Genomic DNA, 17,489 nt, shown 5'->3' on the forward strand with positions numbered 1-17,489 from the left:
GCGCAGGCGGCATTACGGGGCGACCGTGACAGGGGTGCCCCGATGCTGATCTTCGTCGATGCCAACATCGTGCTTTTCGCGACCCCCAAGACCGGCAGCACGGCCTATCATACCGCGCTGCGGCCGCAGGCCGACATCGCCTTCGTCGGACGGGCGTCGCTCAAGCACATGCCGGCGCGCAAGTATCACCGTCACCTTGCCCCCTACCTGCGCGAGGCGCACGGGCTTGCGCCGGAGCGGGTGGCCGTCATGCGCGACCCGCTGGATCACGCCCGCAGCTGGTACCGGTACCGCTGCCGCCCGGCGGCCCGCGACAAGGCAGCCTCGGCCGCCGGCGTTGGGTTCTCGGACTTCGTCGAGGCGCTGATCGCCCGCGATCCGCCGGAATTCGCCAAGGTGGGCAACCAGTTCAACTTCCTGACCGACCGGGATGGAAACCTGCTTGTCGATCATCTTTTCGCCTACGAGCGCAAGGGCCTGTTCCACGACTGGCTCGAGGCCAGGCTCGACCGGCGGTTCACCACCAAGACCAAGAACGCCTCTCCGCCCGCCGATACCACGCTGGATCCGCAGGTGGAGACGAGGTTCCGCGCCGCCCGCACGCGCGAGTACGCGCTCTATGACCGGCTGCTCGCCGCCGGTGGGCATCTGGAGACGCCCGTGACGGCCTGACACGGCCCCGCCGGTGGCGCAAAAATCTCGCCAAGGGCCTTTCCAAGCTGCAATTGCTGGTCTATAGGGCGAGGCTTACCGCGGGGTTACAGCCTTGGAGGAGCCCCGCACCAACTTATGGAGACAATCATGGCTGGAGAGATTCCTGATCTTCACGCCCAGGAACGCACGGGGACGGGCAAGGGCGCCGCCCGTGCTGCGCGCCGCGCGCACATGGTTCCGGGCATCGTGTTCGGCGGCGACACCGATCCGCTTCCGATCAACATCCCCTTCAACGAGCTGATGAAAAGGCTCACCGACGGCCGCTTCAAGTCGACGCTGTTCAACCTGAAAGTGCCGGGCCACGATGACGTGCGCGTGATCTGCCGCGACGTCCAGCGCGACGTGGTCAAGGACCTGCCCGTCCATTTCGACCTGCTGCGCCTGCGCCGCACGACGAAGATCAACCTGTTCATCCCCGTCGAGTTCGTGAACGAGGAAGAAGCCCCCGGCATCAAGCGCGGCGGCGTTCTGACCGTGGTCCGCAACGAGATCGAACTGATCGTGACCGCCGGCGACATCCCCGAGAAGGTCGTCGTCGATCTCGCGGGGCTCGACATCAACGACAGCGTGTCGATCAGCCAGGTCGAACTTCCGAAAGGCAGCAAGCCCACGATCGACCGCGATTTCATGATCTGCTCGGTCTCCGCGCCGTCCGCACTGAAATCCGACGACGAGGAAGCAGAGGAAGCGGACGCCGACGAGGTACCCACGGTTGGCGAGGAGGAAGCCCCCGGGGAGAGCGAGGCGTAATACCGCCGCTTGAACGCCGGAACCCGGAACGCGGCCCCCTCGGGCCGCGTTTTGCGTTCGCACCGGCGACGATTGATTCCGCGGCGCACACAGCGTAGATCGACCGTGACACCGCAGGGAAACAGGGCGATGCAACTCTTCGTGGGCCTCGGCAACCCCGGCGCCAAGTATGCGCGCAACCGTCACAACATCGGCTTCATGGCCGTCGACCGGATCGCGCAGGACCACGGCTTCGGCGCGTGGAAGGGCAAGTTCCACGGCGCGCTGACCGAGGGGCGGCTTGGCTCCGAGAAGGTGCTGCTTCTCAAGCCCGAGACCTTCATGAACCTCTCAGGCCAGTCGGTGGGCGAGGCGATGCGGTTCTACAAGCTGGAACCGGCGGACGTGACCGTGTTTCACGACGAACTGGACCTCGCGCCCGGCAAGGTGCGCGTAAAGACCGGTGGCGGGCACGCCGGCCACAACGGCCTGCGGTCGCTGCACCAGCACATCGGCGAGGCCTACCAGAGGGTGCGCCTGGGAATCGGCCACCCCGGCCGCAAGGACCTTGTCACCCACTACGTGCTGCAGGATTTCGCAAAGGCCGATGCCGACTGGCTCGACGACCTTCTGCGCGGCGTCAGCGACGGTGCCCCCGACCTGGCGGAAGGGCGCAACGACAGGTTTCTCAACGCCGTGGCACAGCGGCGCGCACCGGAGCCGAAACCGGCGCCAAGGAAGGCTGCGGAGGACACACCCGCCACCGGGGCGAAACGTGCAGAAAAGCCGGACGAGTCCGACACCCGCACACCGCTGCAGAAACTCGTCGACAAGTTCCGCTGATCGCGCGGCCGCGCCGCCGCGCCAGTCTTGCCCACGGCATCCGGCGGTGCTTTGCTGTCACGGGGCGACGCGGAGGCGAAGATGCGCAAGTTCCTGGCGTGGGCGGGTCGGCTGACCCTTTTGCTGCTGCTCGCGGCGCTGGCCGTGGGGCTGTGGAACCGTGACGAGCTGCGTCGGCTGTGGACGGTCAACACGCTTTTCGACGCGGGCCGCATCGTCGGCAATTTCTCGAACATGGACGCGGCGTTCCTGACCGCGCCGGTGCCCCGCGGCGACCGCCCGGTGGCCCCCTTGCCGGACGGCGCGGCCATGGCACTGCCCGAGGGTGCAAATGCCTGGATCGAGGCCCGCGCCGTCACCTCGCTTCTGGTGCTGCACGATGGGCGGATCGTGCACGAAAGCTACCACCGGGGGACCGGCCCTGACGACCTGCGCATCGGCTGGTCGGTGTCCAAGAGCTTTCTCTCGGCGCTGCTGGGCGTGCTGCACGAAGAGGGGGCGATCACGTCGCTCGACACCCGAGTGACGGCCCACGCCCCCGCGCTGGCCGGCAGTGCCTATGACGGCGCCAGCATCCGCAACGTGTTGCAGATGGCCAGCGGCGTGGCCTTCGACGAGGATTACCTGGACCACGATTCCGACATCAACCGGATGGGGCGCGTGCTGGCCCTCGGCGGCACGATGGACGGTTTCACCGCCCGGCTGACGGAAACGCGCGCCGCACCGGGCGCGGATTGGCATTACGTCTCGATCGACACCCACGCGCTGGCCATGGTGATCCGCGGCGCGACGGGGCGCGGCCTGCCCGCGTTGATGGGCGAGAAGATCATCGCGCCGCTGGGCGTGGAACGCGCGCCCCTTTACCTGACCGACGGCGAGGGCGTGGCCTTTGCGCTCGGCGGGCTGAACATGACCACGCGCGACTACGCGCGCTTCGGCCAGATGATCCTTCAGGGCGGGCGCTGGCAGGGCCGGCAGGTCGTGCCGCGCGACTGGATCGCCCGTGCCACCCGGCCCAGCGCGCCGACCGCGCCGGACGATCCGGCCTACGGCCTGCACTGGTGGGTGCCCGGCGACGGCGAGGCGATGGCCCGCGGCGTTTACGGGCAGTACATCTGGATCGACCGCGCGCGCGACGTGGTCATCGTGACCACCGCCGCCGACCGCGCGTTCCGCGACGATGGGGTGCACGCATCCAACCTCGCCATGTTCCGCCGTATCGCCGACGCGCTCTGAAGCCCTTGATCCGTCGCGATCAGGTGCGTTTACTCGCCCCACGGCGCTGGCCCACGCAACAAGGAGAGAACATGAGCTTCATCGCGATGAACCGTTTCAAGGTACGCCAAGGCGCGGAGGCCGATTTCGAGGCGATGTGGAAAGCCCGGGAAAGCCGCCTGTCCGAGATGGAAGGCTTTCGCGAATTCCGCCTTCTCAAGGGGCCGGAGGGTGACGGGTACCGGCTGTATTCCAGCCATGTGATCTGGGACAGCCGCGCCGATTTCGAGGCCTGGACGAAGTCGGAACAGTTCCGCGACGCGCATCGCAACGCTGGCGCATCCGCGACACGGGACGCGCTGCTGGAGCCACCGCAGTTCGAAGGCTTCGAAACCGTTCTGCGCGAGGGTTGAGTACAGCGTGCTTTGCGGTGCCCGCCAACCGGACTAGATTACACCGTGCAGCAAGCGGAGGGTGCGCCATGATCTCGAAAGATCCCGCGATCAACGTCCTGGGGGAAACGCTCGCCCCCTGTTCCGAAGCCGACCCCATCACCGGCTTTTTCCGCGACGGCCACTGCAACACCTGTGCCGAGGACCGGGGCAGCCACACGGTATGCGCGACGATGACGGCCGAGTTCCTGGCCTACTCCAAGTACGTGGGCAACGACCTGAGCACCCCGCGTCCCGAGTTCGGCTTCCCGGGGCTCAAGCCCGGAGATCACTGGTGCCTGTGTGCCAGCCGCTTCCTGCAGGCGCACGACGACGGCTGCGCGCCGCGGGTGCGACTCGACGCGACGCACCGACGGGCGCTCGACGTTGTGCCGATGCGCATTCTGGAGGAATACGCCGAACGCGCCTGAAACGCGCGCTCAGCGGCAGCGTTCATAGGTCATCGCAAAGCCCGCCTCGACCCGCACGAGCCCGTCGTCCGTGGGCATGAGCAGCACGCGCGATGCCCATTCCTGCCCCTCGCCCCGGCACACCATGTCATAAAGGACGGCGCCCGTCATATCGCGCACGGGCACCGGGTTGGTCAGCCGGCAGGTGCTTTCCCAGAACCGGATCGTGTCGCCCGCGATCCGCACCTTGCCGTCATCGAGGGCCTTCGCGCAATTGAGCGCGTAGGTGCCTTCGAGGTCGGCCGGGTACACCGCGCCGGCAAACAGGACCAGGGCAAGGGCCGGAGCGGCAAGTCGCAGCACGCCCCGCAGCATGGCATGCCTCCTGTCATCACGCGGGCCGACCGGTCAGTCGCCGCTTTCCATGTCGTACCCCAGGTGACGGCCGACGGTGAAGATGTCCTTGTCCCCGCGGCCGCACATGTTCATGCAGATAATGTGATCGCCGGGCAGGTCGGGGGCGATCTTGGTCACATGCGCCAGCGCATGGCTGGGCTCCAGCGCGGGAATGATCCCCTCCTTCGCGCAGCACAGCTGGAACGCCTCCAGTGCCTCGGCGTCGGTGATGCTGACATACGCGGCACGTCCCGAATCGTGCAGCCAGGAATGTTCCGGCCCGATACCGGGATAATCCAGCCCCGCGGAGATCGAGTATCCTTCCAGGATCTGCCCGTCGTCGTCCTGCAGCAGGTATGTGCGGTTGCCGTGCAGCACGCCCGGCCGCCCCCCTGTCAGGGATGCGCAATGCTCCATGTCGTCGTTGACGCCCTTGCCGCCCGCCTCGACCCCGATGATGTTGACCTCGGCGTCGTCGAGAAACGGATAGAACAGCCCCATCGCATTGGACCCGCCGCCGATGGCGGCGATCACGGTGTCGGGCAACCGGCCTTCCGCGGCCTGCATTTGCTCGCGCACCTCCTTGCCGATGATCGACTGGAAGTCGCGGACCATCGCCGGGTATGGATGCGGGCCGGCCACGGTGCCGATGCAGTAGAAAGTGTCGCGCACGTTGGTCACCCAGTCCCGCAACGCGTCGTTCATCGCGTCCTTGAGCGTGCCGCGCCCCGAGGTCACGGGCACGACCTCGGCCCCCAGCAGCTTCATGCGGAACACGTTGGGGCGCTGCCGTTCCACGTCGTGCGCGCCCATGTAGACCACGCATTGCAGCCCGAACTTGGCGCAGACCGTGGCCGTGGCGACACCGTGCTGGCCGGCGCCCGTCTCGGCGATGATGCGGGTCTTGCCCATTCGCTTGGCCAGGATGATCTGGCCCAGCACGTTGTTGATCTTGTGCGCGCCGGTGTGGTTGAGTTCGTCGCGCTTCATGTAGACCTTGGCACCGCCAAGATGCTCGGTCAGGCGCTCTGCGAAATAAAGCGGGCTGGGACGGCCGACGTAGTGCGTCCAGAGATGCTGCATCTCGGCCCAGAAGCTGTCGTCGGTCTTGGCGTGCTGGTACTGCTCGTCGAGTTCGAGGATCAGCGGCATCAGCGTCTCGGACACGAACCGGCCGCCGAAATCGCCGAAGCGGCCGCGTTCGTCCGGGCCGGTCATGAAGCTGTTGACAAGGTCGTTCATCGCAAGTGCCTTCCGGTCTGTGCCGCCTCGGGGTGAATATGATGCGCGGCGAGAATTTTCCAGCCCAATCCGCCCGGCCGGGCCACGCGTGGCGGCGGATCCATCTTCAGGCCCTCAGCCGGCCCGTTGCGGCATCGACGAAGCGGCGCATGAGCTCCGCGTCCTTCTCGCCCCTCCGGCTTTCGACGCCCGACGAAACGTCGACCTGCCGCGCCCCGGTGAGCCGGATCGCGTCGCCGACGTTGTCCGGCGTCAGCCCGCCCGCCAGCATCCACGGCACGGTCCACTTCCGTCCCGCGATCAGCCGCCAGTCGAAGGCCAGGGCGTTACCGCCGGGCCGCGTGGCCCCCTCGGGCGGCTTGGCATCCACCAGAAGCTGGTCGGCCACGCGGGCATAGAAATCAAGCTGCGTGAGGTCGGTTTCCGTGGCCACGCCAACCGCTTTCATAACCGGCAGGCCGGTGCGCTGTTTCACCTCGGTCACGCGGGCCGGGCTTTCGTTCCCGTGCAATTGCAGCATGTCGATGGGCACCGCGCCGGTCAGGACGTCCAGCATCGCGTCATCGGCATCGACGGTCAGCGCGACGCGCGTGATCCCTTCGGGCACGGACTGCGCCATGAAGGCGGCCCGGTCCAACTCGAGGTGGCGCGGCGACGGCTCATAAAACACGAAACCGACATAGGACGCCCCCGCCAGCAACGCCGCGGGAATGTCGGCGGGGTCGGTCAGCCCGCAGATCTTCACCCGGATATCCTGGGCCATTCGGGTCAGCTCGCCTCGTCGAGTATGGCGAGCACCTCGTCCTTGCCCTCGTTGCGCTCACCCTTGAGGCGCTTGACCTCCGCGCGCAATGCGCGCATCTCGCGCGCCTGCCGCGCTGCGGCGGCGCGTTCCTTCGCCTCCCGGATCCATTCCCAGATGAAACCGATCACCAGCCCGGCCACGACCCCGCCGAAGATCACCACGAAAAGCGGCACTTCCATGCGCGGGTTCAGCGCGGCAAGACCGGCCAGTTCGTCGGGCAGGACCTGCACCGACACCATCTGCCGGTTGGCAAGCGCCAGCAGGACCAGGGCGATGGCGAATACCCCGATGGAGGCGTAGCGAACATACCGCATGCTTTCACTTCCCGTTCAGACGGTCGCGCAGAAGCTTACCCGTCTTGAAGAACGGCACGCACTTCTCCTCCACGTGCACCGATTCGCCCGTCCGGGGGTTGCGTGCCGTACGCGCGTCACGCTTCTTCACCGAGAATGCCCCGAAGCCGCGCAATTCCACTCGGTTGCCCTGCGCCAGCGCATCCGTGATCTCGTTGAATATCGTGCTCACGATCCGCTCGACATCCCTTTGGTAAAGATGCGGGTTCTCGTCGGCGATCTTCTGAATCAATTCCGATCGGATCATCGGCCTGGTCCCCCCGGACATTCCACGGTCGTGACGAACATACCACGGCCTAACTGTAGACAGAAGCGGAAGAATCCGAAACAGAAAGCCTGTGCCGCCATGGAGGAAATTCCCCGCCACCACGGGCGTGCGCGAAAAACTGCCGGGCAGACCGGCGCGGCGCGCGCCGAATTCGGCGGGCCTCATCATCCCGGCAGGGGCTGATTCGCCCGCAACGAAAACGGCCCCGCCGACGCCGGCGGGGCCATCCGATGTGTCGCGGCGGCGTGCGGCCGGCGTTACTTTTCGTCCTCGCCCTTCAGCGCCGCGCCGAGGATATCGCCCAGGGATGCACCGGAATCGGAACTGCCGTACTGTTCCACGGCTTCCTTTTCCTCGGCGATCTCGCGCGCCTTGATCGACAGGCCGAGACGGCGCGACTTCGTGTCGACGTTGGTCACACGGACGTCCACCTTGTCACCGACGCTGAAGCGGTCGGGGCGCTGCTCGGAGCGATCGCGGCTCAGGTCGGAGCGACGGATGAAGCTCTTGAGCCCGTCGTATTCCACCTCGATGCCACCGTCCTCGATCGCGGTCACCTCGACGGTGATGATCGAGCCACGCTTCACGCCACCGATGGCCTCCGCGAAGGGGTCGCCCTCGAGCGCCTTGATGGACAGCGAGATACGCTCCTTCTCGACGTCGACTTCCGAGACGACCGCCTTGACCACGTCGCCCTTCTTGTAGTTCTGGATCGCCTCCTCGCCGCGCTCGTCCCAGGAAAGATCCGACAGGTGCACCATGCCGTCGATGTCGCCGGGCAGGCCGATGAACAGGCCGAACTCGGTTATGTTCTTGACCTCGCCCTCGACCTCGGTGCCCACGGGGTGGGTTTCGGCGAAGACCTCCCACGGGTTGCGCTGGGTCTGCTTGAGCCCGAGGCTGACGCGGCGCTTGGCCTGGTCGATCTCGAGCACCATCACGTCGACCTCCTGGCTGGTCGAGACGATCTTGCCGGGGTGCACGTTCTTCTTGGTCCAGCTCATCTCGGAGACGTGGACAAGGCCCTCGACCCCCGGCTCCAGCTCCACGAAGGCGCCGTAGTCGGTGATGTTGGTCACGCGGCCGGTATGGACCGATCCGATCGGGTACTTGGCGGCGACCATGTCCCACGGATCCTCCTGCAGCTGCTTCATGCCGAGGCTGATGCGGTGGGTTTCCTTGTTGATCTTGATGACCTGAACCTTGACGGTCTCGCCGATCGACAGGATCTCGGAGGGGTGGTTGACCCGGCGCCACGCCATGTCGGTGACGTGCAGCAGGCCGTCCACGCCGCCCAGGTCGACGAAGGCGCCGTATTCGGTGATGTTCTTCACCACGCCTTCCACGGTGTCGCCCTCGCTGAGCTTGGCGATGACCTCGGCGCGCTGTTCGGCGCGGCTTTCCTCGAGGATGGCGCGACGGCTGACCACGATGTTGCCGCGGCGACGGTCCATCTTGAGGATCTGGAAGGGCTGCTTGAGACCCATCAGCGGGCCGGCGTCGCGCACGGGGCGCACGTCGACCTGGCTGCCGGGCAGGAACGCCACGGCGCCGCCCAGATCCACGGTGAAGCCACCCTTGACGCGGCCGAAGATGGCGCCCTCGACGCGTTCGTCGTTCGCATAGGCCTTTTCCAGCCGGTCCCAGGCTTCCTCGCGGCGGGCCATCTCGCGGCTGATGACGGCCTCGCCCTTTGCGTTCTCGGCGGCGCGAAGGTAAACCTCGACCTCGTCGCCGACTTCGAGTTCCGCGTTCTCGCCCGGGTTCGCGAATTCCTTGAGATCGACCCGGCCTTCCATCTTGTAGCCGACATCGATGATGGCCTGGCCCGCCTCGATGGCGATGACCTTGCCCTTGACGACCGTGCCCTCCTGGGGCGTGTCCATTTCGAAGCTTTCTTCGAGGAGGGCTTCGAATTCCTCCATGGATGCGTTCTGAGCCATGTGGCAGTGTTTTCCTTCGTCTGGTCGATTTTTCCGGCCGCGCGGTTGTCTCCGCCGGTCTTGATGGGGATCGTTGGTCAGGCAGCCCACAAAACAAAGAGGGCCGGTTGGCCGGCCCTGCTCGATCTCTTGGCCTTGTGGCGGTGTCCGCCGTGTCGACACGCGCGCTATAGCCTGCGCGCGCGCGGCAATCAAGCCCCCGGTGCGTGGCGGCCCGCGGACGAACGACCCGCGGGCGCGCGGGTCACTCGGCCGAGCCGCGCATTTCCTTGACGCGTGCCGTGATGCGATCGGCAAGCGCCTTGTCCTGGCCCGCCGCTTCCGAGATGCTGACGTATTCGTCCACGGTGATGTTGTCGGCGTCCTTGATCGCCTGCGCCATGGCGCCGTTGGCCTCCTTGACCAGCGCGGCCTTCTCGTCGTCCGAGCCGGCGGCCTTCACCTTGGGGATGTAGTCCCGGCGCACGGTCTCGACGTCCATCATCGCCGTGGTGAACGCCTCGATCTTGGCATCGGAATAGGCCTGCGTGTCCTGGGCCGCGGCGCTCTGCGCCGTCAGCGCCGTGATGGGTGCGGATGCCAGCGCGAGCGCGAGGGCCGTGGTCGTTGCCGTCAGTGTCCGGTTGAGGGACATGAAACCTCCTGAAAATTGGTGTGACGGGCCAACAGGCATGTCCCGCGGCCCCGGCACCAATACGTATGCGGTCTTGGGCGACACGCAACCGGTGCGCAGGAAATCAGTGGCCGGACACTCAGGCGCGCGCGCGATCGGCCCGGGCCGCGTTCACGATCTCGATCGCGGCCGCGACAGCCTCGTCGATGGTCATCCGGGTCGTGTCGAGCGTGACGGCATCCTCGGCGGGCCTGAGCGGGGCGGCGGCGCGGGCGCTGTCGCGCGCGTCGCGGGCCCGCAGGTCGGCCAGAACCTCGTCGAAACCGGCGCCGTGCCCCTTCTCGCGCAGTTCCTTCTGCCGGCGCTCCGCGCGGGTCTCGTCGCTGGCGGTGACGAAAAGCTTCACGTCGGCCTCGGGGCAGATGACCGTGCCGATGTCGCGCCCGTCGAGCACCGCGCCGCCCGCCCGGCTGGCGAAGGCGCGCTGAAAATCCACGAGGGCCTGCCGCACCTCGGGCAGCGCGGCGACATGGCTGGCGGCCTGCGCCACGTCGGGCGTGCGCAGGTCGCCGGCCTCCAGGTCGGCGGGCTCCAGCGCCCGGGCGGCGTCCAGCGGGTCGGTGCCGTCCAGAGTGCGCCGTCCGGTGGCGCGGTAGAGCAGCCCGGTGTCCAGATGCGCGTATCCGAAATGTGCCGCCAACGCCTTGGCCACGGTGCCCTTGCCCGCCGCCGCCGGCCCGTCGATCGCGATGGTGAACGCCATGCGAAGCCCTTTCTGCCGTCTTTTCGGGGACCCAAGCGTTACGCGACGCGCGCGCGGCTCTCAAGCCCCGTCGCGGCGGATATCCGCGCCCAGCCCCGCCATCAGCGGTTCGAACACCGGAAAGGAGGTGGCAATCGGCCCGCCATCATCCACGCCCACGGGCCGCCACGCGGCCAGTCCGAGCACCAGGAAAGACATGGCAATGCGGTGGTCCAGGTGGCTTGCGCAGGTCGCCCCGCCCGGCACGCCGCCCGCGCCGCGGCCGTGGACGATCCACCAGTCCTCGCCTTCCTCGACCTCGACACCGTTCGCGCGCAGCCCGGCGGCCATGGCGGCGATGCGGTCGCTTTCCTTCACGCGCAACTCGCCCACGCCGCGCATCACGGTCGGCCCCTCGGCGCAGGCGGCCACGACGGACAGGACGGGATATTCGTCGATCATGCTGGCGGCGCGCGCGGGGGGCACCTCGATCCCCGTCAGACCGGGCGAGAAGCGCGCGCGCAGGTCCGCCACCGGCTCGCCGCCTTCCTCGCGCGTGTTCTCGTAGTCAAGGTTCGCCCCCATGTCGCGCAACGTGGTGAACAGCCCCGCGCGGGTGGGGTTCAACCCGATGTTGGGCACCAGGACGTCCGAGCCCTCGACGATCAGCGCCGCGCAGACGGGAAACGCCGCGCTCGACGGGTCGCGCGGCACCGCGATCTGCTGCGGTGTCAGCTCGGGCTGGCCTGTCAGCGTTATGACGCAACCGCCATCCCTCTCCTCCGTCTCGATCCGCGCACCGAAGCCCGCGAGCATGCGTTCGGTGTGGTCGCGGGTGGGCTCGGCCTCGGTCACCACGGTCTGGCCCGGCGCGTTCAGCCCGGCCAGCAGCACTGCCGATTTCACCTGCGCCGAGGGCACGGGCACGGTGTAATCCACCGGCACCGGCGCCGCGGCCCCGCGCAGCGTCATCGGTAGCCGCCCCCCCGCACGGCCCAGCACCTGCGCGCCGAACAGCGCCAGCGGGTCTGTCACCCGCGCCATCGGACGCGCGTTCAGGCTGGCATCTCCGGTGAAGGTCGCGGTCACGGGCGATGTCGCCATCGCCCCCATGATGAGCCGCACCCCTGTGCCGGAGTTGCCGCAGTCGATCACCCGGTCGGGCTCGGCGAAACCGCCCACGCCCACGCCGTGAACCGACCACGCGCCGCCGCCCATGTCGGTGACTTCGGCGCCGAAGGCACGCATGGCCCGCGCGGTATCCAGCACGTCCTGCCCTTCCAGCAAACCGGTGATCCGGGTCTCGCCCACGCTGAGCGCGCCCAGGATCAGCGCGCGATGGCTGATCGACTTGTCTCCGGGCACCTGCGCCGTGCCGGTCAGCGGGCCGCCGCTGCGGGCGGTCATGCGGGTCGCGGGGCCGTGGCCGGACATGGGCGTGCCTTTCCTCGGACGGGGTCTGCCCGGCCTGATAGCCCAAGCGCCCGGCGGCGTCCATCGCCCCGGTCGCGCGGCTCAGGCCGCGGCGACCACGATCACCTCGACCTTCAGGTCGGGCAGGGCGAGCTTCGCCTCGCCGCAGGCGCGCGCCGGCGCATGCCCCGCAGGCACCCATGCATCCCAGACGGCATTCATCTCGGCGAAATCGGCCATGTCCGCCACCCAGATCGTCGCCTGCAGGATCCGCGTGGTGTCCGAGCCGGCCTGGGCCAGAAGCGCCTCGACCTTTTCCAGGCAAGCGCGGGTTTGCGCGGTCACGCTGTCGCCAGGCGTGCCGACCTGCCCGGCAAGCCAGACGGTGCCATTGTGGATGACCATCTGGCTCATCCGGTCGCCGACGTGGTGGCGAGTGATCTCAGTCATGTCCTTGGTCCTTTCGTCAGTGTTCCGCGAAACGGTCAGGCGACAGCGCGGCGACGGTGCCCGCATCGAGCGCCGGCCGCGCGCCGGCCAGCAGCGCCGCGGCCAGACCGGCCAGCGCCGGGGCGGTCTGGACACCATATCCGCCCTGCCCGGCCAGCCAGAAGAAGCCGGGCGCGCCGGGGGCGAAGCCCACCACCGGCGTGCGGTCGGGCGCGAAACTGCGCAGTCCGGCCCAGTTGTGCTCCACCCGCGTCACCTCCATCGTGACCGCCTGTTCGAACCGGTGCAGCCCCTCGGCCAGCACCATGTCGTCGGCCCAGGCATCGTGCGGGTCGACCGGGTCCTCGTCGGCCGGCGAGACCATCAGCTTGCCGGCATCCGGTTTGGCATACCACGTTTCGGCGGCCGAACCGAAGAGCGGCCAGCCGTCCAGCGCGTGCCCCGCGGGCGCGGGCAGGATCGCGGCCGAACGGCGCAGCGGCCGGATGCCGAGCGGGGCAATCCCCGCCATCCCGGCGACCTCGTCGGCCCAGGCACCCGCGGCGTTGACGACGACAGGCGCGGTGAACGTCCCGGCGCCGGTCTGCACTTTCCAGTCGGGGCCGCTCCGGCCGATGCCGCGCACCTCGCCCCCGGTCGCCACGCGGCCGCCGCGCGCCTTCAGCCGCCGCGCATACCCCTGAAGCAGGCGATCCACGTCGATGTCCTGCGCGTCGCGCTCGATCAGCGCGCCGGCGATTCGCTCGGGCCGCAGGATGGGGACAAGCGCGACGGCCTGCTGCGGGGTCAGTTCCTCGACGCCCTCGGCACCCTCGGCATAGGCGTCGAGCGCGCCCAGTTCGTCCTCGGTGGCGATCAGCATTTCGCCGCGGGGCTTGAGCAGCGGGCCGTCGGACAGCTCGCCGGGGGCGTCGAACACCGCCGCCGCCGCCCTGTTCAGCGCGCGCAGCGTGGCGTTGCCGTAGTTGCGGATGAAGATCGCGGCCGAACGCCCGGTGGCGTGGTAGCCCAGCCGCGCCTCGGCCTCCAGCACGACGACCCGGGCCGAGCCGGCGATCTCGGCCGCCGCGCTGACACCGGCGATGCCGCCGCCGATGACGATGACATCCGCCGTGGTCATGCCCCTTCGAACCCCGTCAGAACGCTGGCGAGGTTGTCGCCCAGCTCGTCGCACAGGTAGCCGCCCTCCTGCACGAAGAGCGTGGGCAGCCCCAGGCCGGCAATGGCCGCGCCGATGCGCCCGAAACCGGGCGTCGTGATGGCGAAGCCCTGGAACGGGTCGCCCTCGAACGCATCCAGCCCCAGCGCCACCACCAGTGCATCCGCGCCGAAGGCCGCGATGCGGTCAAGCGCGGGGTCGAGCGCGGCGAGGTAGGCCGCGTCGTCCGTTCCGCGCGGCAGCGGCACGTTCAGGTTGCAGCCCCGGCCGCGCCCCTTGCCGCGTTCCTGCGCATGCCCCCAGAAGAACGGGTAAAAGCGCACCGGGTCGGCGTGCAGCGACACGGTCAGCACGTCGTCGCGATCATAGAAGATGCCCTGCGTCCCGTTGCCGTGGTGCACGTCCACGTCGAGGATCGCCGGACGATATCCACGACCACGCAACCGTTGAGCTGCCACAGCCGAATTGTTGACGAAACAGAAACCGCCGGCCAGGTCGGCGAAGGCGTGGTGGCCCGGCGGACGGGACAGGGCATAGGCCACGCCCGCGCCGCCGGCGACCGCGTCCGCGCCCGTCACCGCCGTCTGTGCCGACCAATAGGCCGAGGCCCAGGTGTGTTCGGCGATCGGGCAGGCCGTGTCGGCCTGGTGATAACCAGCCTGCCCCACGGCCGAGCGCGGGTAGCTGTCGGTCCGGTCGGCGGGGTGGATGTTGGGGATCACCTCGTCGCCCGCGCCGTCGATCCGCCGCCACCGGGTATGGATCGTTTGCAGGAACACCAGGTATTCCGGCGTGTGAACCGCGGCGATCGGGCCCATGCCCGCGTCGCCGGGTGCTTCGAAAGCGCAGCCGGCCGCTTCGGCGCCCCGCGTCAGCTTCTCGATGCGCGCGGGCTGTTCCGGGCTGGGCCGGATCACGCCGTTGGCCATGAAATGCTTGGGATCGTGGTGCCACTGGCGTTCGTCGAAGATGGCCTTCATGTCGTCTCCTCCGTCAATCGCGCGAACCCGGCGCGGTCCAGCTGCATCATCACCGCCCCGTTCTGCGGCCGCATGCCCAGCCGCTCGTAGAACCGCCGTGCCGCCGGCTGACCGTCGTAGACGGCCAGCGCCAGCCATTCGGCTTGCCACAGTGTCCGCGCCCGCCGCGCCGCCTCCGCCAGCAGTCGCTGCCCCAGGCCATACCCGCGCGCCGACCGGGCCACCCAGAGGTCGGAGACGAACGCCCCGGCCGCACCCCGCTTGGTCGACACCTGTGGAGAGACCATCGCGGCGCCCAGGGTTTCCGGCCCCGCCCGGGCCAGCACGCCACGCGCCGCGGGCGGCGCCCCGAGCAACGCGCGTGCCAGTGCCTCGGCCGGCATCGCGTAGCCGTCACCCAGATCGCGGGCAAGGGCGCGCATGGCAGCCTCGAAGGCCGGCAGGTCGTCCGCCCCGGCCACGTCGCGGAACGTCACCGGGGGAATCTCAGATCGCGGTTGCATCGGCACCCTTCAGCCCGAGCATCTCGCGCGCCTCGTCTGGCGTCATGACGCGGCGGCCCAGTTCCTCGACGATGCGGCGAACCTTGGCGACCTGCTGGGCATTGCTTTCCGCCAGCTGCCCGCGCGCGATGGTCAGGCTGTCCTCGAGACCGACGCGCACGTGCCCGCCCATCGACGCGGCCATGGTCACCAGCGGCATCTGGTGACGCCCGGCGGCCAGGACCGAGAATTCGAAATCGTGCCCGAACAGCTTGTCGGCCATGCGCACCATGTGTGTCAGGTTCTCGGGGTCCGGCCCCATGCCGCCCAGCACCCCGAACACGAACTGGATGAAGTAGGGCGGCCTGACCAGCCCGCGGTCGGCGAAGTGCCGCAGCATGTAGAGATGGCCGAGATCGTAGCATTCGAATTCGAAGCGTGCGCCGCGCTCCTGGCCCAGGTCGGCCAGGATGCGCGCGATGTCGCGCGGCGTGTTCTTGAAAACCAGGTCGTCGGTGCCTTCCAGGAACGGCTTTTCCCAGTCGTGTCGCCACGTCTCGATCCGCTCGGCCGCCGGATAGAGCGCGAAATTCATCGATCCCATGTTGAGCGACGCCATCTCGGGCGCCGCCAGCCGCGGCGCGGCCAGGCGTTCGTCCAGTGACATGATCGCGCTGCCGCCCGTGCTGAGGTTCAGCACCGCGTCGCAGCCCGCCCGGATACGCGGCAGGAAGGCCATGAAATGGTCCGGGTCGGCCGAGGGGCGCCCCGTCCGCGGGTCGCGCGCGTGCAGGTGCAGGACCGCCGCGCCCGCCTCGGCCGCCCCGAGCGCCTGACCCGCGATCTCGTCGGCCGTCACCGGCAGATACGGCGACATCGACGGCGTGTGGATCGAGCCGGTGACGGCACAGGTGATGAGAATGCCCGACATCGGCGCCCCGTCAGGCCGTTCGGTCGAGCGCGGGGCGCGCCTCGTCCATGAACTCGGCCAGCGACTCGTCAAGCAGCGACTCGATCTCGTCGAGATGCGTGTCGTTCACGATCATCGGCGGGCAGACGAGGATGTGGTCGCCCGCAACCCCGCCGCGGCTGCGCCGCGAATAGACGATCAACCCCTTGGCATAGGCGATTTCCACGAAACGTTCGAAAGCGCGCAGGTCGGGCGGCAGCGGTGCCTTGCTCTGGCGGCCGGCCATGAACTCGAAGGCCAGCAACAGGCCCTGGCCGCGCACGTCGCCGATGACCTCGTATTTGTCCATCAGACCTTCGAGGCGGGCCTTGAGCCTGGCGCCCATCGCCTCGGCATTGGCGATCAGGCCCTGGCGCTCGATCTCGTCGATCACGGCCAGTCCGGCAGCGCAGGCCAGCGGGTTGCCGGCATAGGTGAAACCGTGCGCGAAACCACCCGCGTCCAGCACGGCATCGACAAGGGCGGAGTCGGCCACCACCGCGCCGAGCGGGACGTAGCCCGCGGCGTAGCCCTTGGACATCACGACGATGTCGGGCCGCGCGTTCCAGTGCTCGGCGGCAAGGAACCGGCCCGTGCGGCCCGCGCCGGTCATCACCTCGTCGAAGATCAAGAGCACGCCGTGGCGCGCGCAGATCTCGGCCACGCGTTCCATGTAGCCCGCCGGCGGCACCAGCGCGCCGGTGGAGGCACCGCCCACCGGTTCGACCATGAAGGCCAGAACCGTTTCCGGGCCCTCCTCGATGATCCGCGCCTCGAGCATGTCGGCGTAGTGACGCCCCGTCGCCGGGTCGTCCGGGTCCAGCCCGTCGAGATAGGCCCGTGGCGCGGGCACCTTGGGCATGGGCCGCATCATCGGGTCGAAGGGTTCGGTCAACGGCGCGTAGCTGGTCACCGACAGCGCACCGAGGGTGCAGCCGTGATAGCCGGGCGCGCGCGAAATGACCTTCCAGCGCTGTGCCTGCCCGATGGCGAGCGCGTATTGACGCGCGAGCTTCATCGCGCTTTCCACGGCCTCCGACCCGCCGGAGACGAAAAAGACCTTGTCGAGCCCCTCGGGCGTCAACGTGGCGGTCTTGGCGGCCAGCTTCTCGGACGCCTCGGTTTCGAAATGAAGCCGGTAGCCGAAGGTGGATTTCTCCATCTGCCGGCGCATGGCATCGAGCACGTTCTCGTTGGAATGGCCGATGTTGCAGACCATCGCGCCGGACGAGCCGTCGAGGTAGCGCTTGCCGTCCACGTCCCACATGTAGACGCCACGCGCCTGGTCCAGCACGGGCCTGCGCCCGCGGCCCTGGTAGAAAAGGTGGTGGCTGCGGTTCGTTTGGGTCATG

Annotated in this window: 21 protein-coding genes; 6 read left to right on the forward strand and 15 right to left on the reverse strand. The window is 68.5% G+C overall.

The features are described from left to right. Positions 1 to 42 precede the first annotated feature (42 nt). The 6 genes from CEF10_RS08585 to CEF10_RS08610 all read left to right on the forward strand — a co-directional run bounded on the left by CEF10_RS08585 (position 43) and on the right by CEF10_RS08610 (position 4,363). A complete protein-coding gene (locus CEF10_RS08585) occupies positions 43 to 672 on the forward strand; it encodes a hypothetical protein (RefSeq protein WP_101067731.1) in 630 nt (209 codons plus the stop codon). A gap of 129 nt (positions 673 to 801) precedes the next feature. Further along, the gene (locus CEF10_RS08590) at positions 802 to 1,464 is read left to right on the forward strand and encodes a 50S ribosomal protein L25/general stress protein Ctc (RefSeq protein ID WP_101067794.1); all 663 of its coding nucleotides are present in this window, start codon (positions 802 to 804) and stop codon (positions 1,462 to 1,464) included. Between the two features lie 129 nt (positions 1,465 to 1,593). Next, positions 1,594 to 2,286 (forward strand): aminoacyl-tRNA hydrolase, encoded by a 693-nt coding sequence (pth, locus tag CEF10_RS08595; protein ID WP_101067732.1) that lies wholly within the window; start codon positions 1,594 to 1,596, stop codon positions 2,284 to 2,286. 81 nt (positions 2,287 to 2,367) lie between these two features. Next, positions 2,368 to 3,522: a serine hydrolase domain-containing protein gene (locus CEF10_RS08600; RefSeq protein ID WP_101067795.1), complete on the forward strand. Its 1,155-nt coding sequence runs from the start codon at positions 2,368 to 2,370 to the stop codon at positions 3,520 to 3,522. 71 nt (positions 3,523 to 3,593) lie between these two features. After that, positions 3,594 to 3,914, forward strand: a complete 321-nt coding sequence (locus CEF10_RS08605; protein ID WP_101067733.1) for an antibiotic biosynthesis monooxygenase family protein — start codon at positions 3,594 to 3,596, stop codon at positions 3,912 to 3,914. A gap of 68 nt (positions 3,915 to 3,982) precedes the next feature. Next, the gene (locus CEF10_RS08610) at positions 3,983 to 4,363 is read left to right on the forward strand and encodes a DUF2237 family protein (protein ID WP_101067734.1); all 381 of its coding nucleotides are present in this window, start codon (positions 3,983 to 3,985) and stop codon (positions 4,361 to 4,363) included. Between the two features lie 9 nt (positions 4,364 to 4,372). Here CEF10_RS08610 and CEF10_RS08615 read toward each other — a convergent pair whose 3' ends face one another. From CEF10_RS08615 to CEF10_RS08685, 15 genes are all read right to left on the reverse strand, one after another. After that, entirely contained in the window at positions 4,373 to 4,717 is a 345-nt protein-coding gene (locus CEF10_RS08615; RefSeq protein ID WP_101067735.1) for a hypothetical protein, read from the reverse strand. 33 nt (positions 4,718 to 4,750) lie between these two features. After that, the gene (gene trpB, locus CEF10_RS08620) at positions 4,751 to 5,980 is read right to left on the reverse strand and encodes a tryptophan synthase subunit beta (protein ID WP_101067736.1); all 1,230 of its coding nucleotides are present in this window, start codon (positions 5,978 to 5,980) and stop codon (positions 4,751 to 4,753) included. 106 nt (positions 5,981 to 6,086) lie between these two features. Then, positions 6,087 to 6,743, reverse strand: a complete 657-nt coding sequence (locus CEF10_RS08625) for a phosphoribosylanthranilate isomerase (RefSeq protein ID WP_101067737.1) — start codon at positions 6,741 to 6,743, stop codon at positions 6,087 to 6,089. A 5-nt stretch (positions 6,744 to 6,748) separates the two neighbouring features. Further along, positions 6,749 to 7,099 (reverse strand): lipopolysaccharide assembly protein LapA domain-containing protein, encoded by a 351-nt coding sequence (locus CEF10_RS08630; RefSeq protein WP_101067738.1) that lies wholly within the window; start codon positions 7,097 to 7,099, stop codon positions 6,749 to 6,751. A 4-nt stretch (positions 7,100 to 7,103) separates the two neighbouring features. After that, on the reverse strand, positions 7,104 to 7,385 hold the full coding sequence (gene ihfB / locus CEF10_RS08635; protein WP_101067739.1) for an integration host factor subunit beta: 282 nt from the start codon (positions 7,383 to 7,385) through the stop codon (positions 7,104 to 7,106). A 278-nt stretch (positions 7,386 to 7,663) separates the two neighbouring features. Then, on the reverse strand, positions 7,664 to 9,349 hold the full coding sequence (gene rpsA, locus CEF10_RS08640) for a 30S ribosomal protein S1 (RefSeq protein ID WP_101067740.1): 1,686 nt from the start codon (positions 9,347 to 9,349) through the stop codon (positions 7,664 to 7,666). Between the two features lie 244 nt (positions 9,350 to 9,593). Then, the gene (locus tag CEF10_RS08645) at positions 9,594 to 9,983 is read right to left on the reverse strand and encodes a DUF4168 domain-containing protein (RefSeq protein ID WP_101067741.1); all 390 of its coding nucleotides are present in this window, start codon (positions 9,981 to 9,983) and stop codon (positions 9,594 to 9,596) included. A 118-nt stretch (positions 9,984 to 10,101) separates the two neighbouring features. Next, positions 10,102 to 10,725, reverse strand: a complete 624-nt coding sequence (cmk, locus tag CEF10_RS08650; RefSeq protein ID WP_101067742.1) for a (d)CMP kinase — start codon at positions 10,723 to 10,725, stop codon at positions 10,102 to 10,104. A 60-nt stretch (positions 10,726 to 10,785) separates the two neighbouring features. Then, a complete protein-coding gene (aroA, locus tag CEF10_RS08655) occupies positions 10,786 to 12,111 on the reverse strand; it encodes a 3-phosphoshikimate 1-carboxyvinyltransferase (protein ID WP_101067796.1) in 1,326 nt (441 codons plus the stop codon). Between the two features lie 108 nt (positions 12,112 to 12,219). After that, a complete protein-coding gene (locus CEF10_RS08660; RefSeq protein ID WP_101067743.1) occupies positions 12,220 to 12,567 on the reverse strand; it encodes a RidA family protein in 348 nt (115 codons plus the stop codon). A 16-nt stretch (positions 12,568 to 12,583) separates the two neighbouring features. After that, positions 12,584 to 13,687: an NAD(P)/FAD-dependent oxidoreductase gene (locus CEF10_RS08665; RefSeq protein WP_101067744.1), complete on the reverse strand. Its 1,104-nt coding sequence runs from the start codon at positions 13,685 to 13,687 to the stop codon at positions 12,584 to 12,586. After that, complete coding sequence (locus tag CEF10_RS08670) at positions 13,684 to 14,706, reverse strand: histone deacetylase family protein (protein ID WP_101067745.1); 1,023 nt, start codon at positions 14,704 to 14,706, stop codon at positions 13,684 to 13,686. Before CEF10_RS08670 ends, CEF10_RS08665 begins: the two co-directional genes overlap by 4 nt. Further along, positions 14,703 to 15,209, reverse strand: coding sequence for a GNAT family N-acetyltransferase (locus CEF10_RS08675; RefSeq protein WP_232796446.1), 507 nt, complete (start codon positions 15,207 to 15,209; stop codon positions 14,703 to 14,705). The genes CEF10_RS08670 and CEF10_RS08675 overlap by 4 nt, the downstream gene beginning before the upstream one ends. Further along, a complete protein-coding gene (locus tag CEF10_RS08680; protein ID WP_101067746.1) occupies positions 15,193 to 16,119 on the reverse strand; it encodes a BKACE family enzyme in 927 nt (308 codons plus the stop codon). Before CEF10_RS08680 ends, CEF10_RS08675 begins: the two co-directional genes overlap by 17 nt. Before the next feature lie 10 nt (positions 16,120 to 16,129). Continuing rightward, the gene (locus tag CEF10_RS08685; protein ID WP_101067747.1) at positions 16,130 to 17,488 is read right to left on the reverse strand and encodes an aminotransferase family protein; all 1,359 of its coding nucleotides are present in this window, start codon (positions 17,486 to 17,488) and stop codon (positions 16,130 to 16,132) included. Between the last annotated feature and the right edge of the window lies 1 nt (position 17,489).

The sequence above is a fragment of the Roseovarius salinarum genome (genome assembly GCF_002834145.1).
Lineage (GTDB): Bacteria > Pseudomonadota > Alphaproteobacteria > Rhodobacterales > Rhodobacteraceae > Roseovarius > Roseovarius salinarum.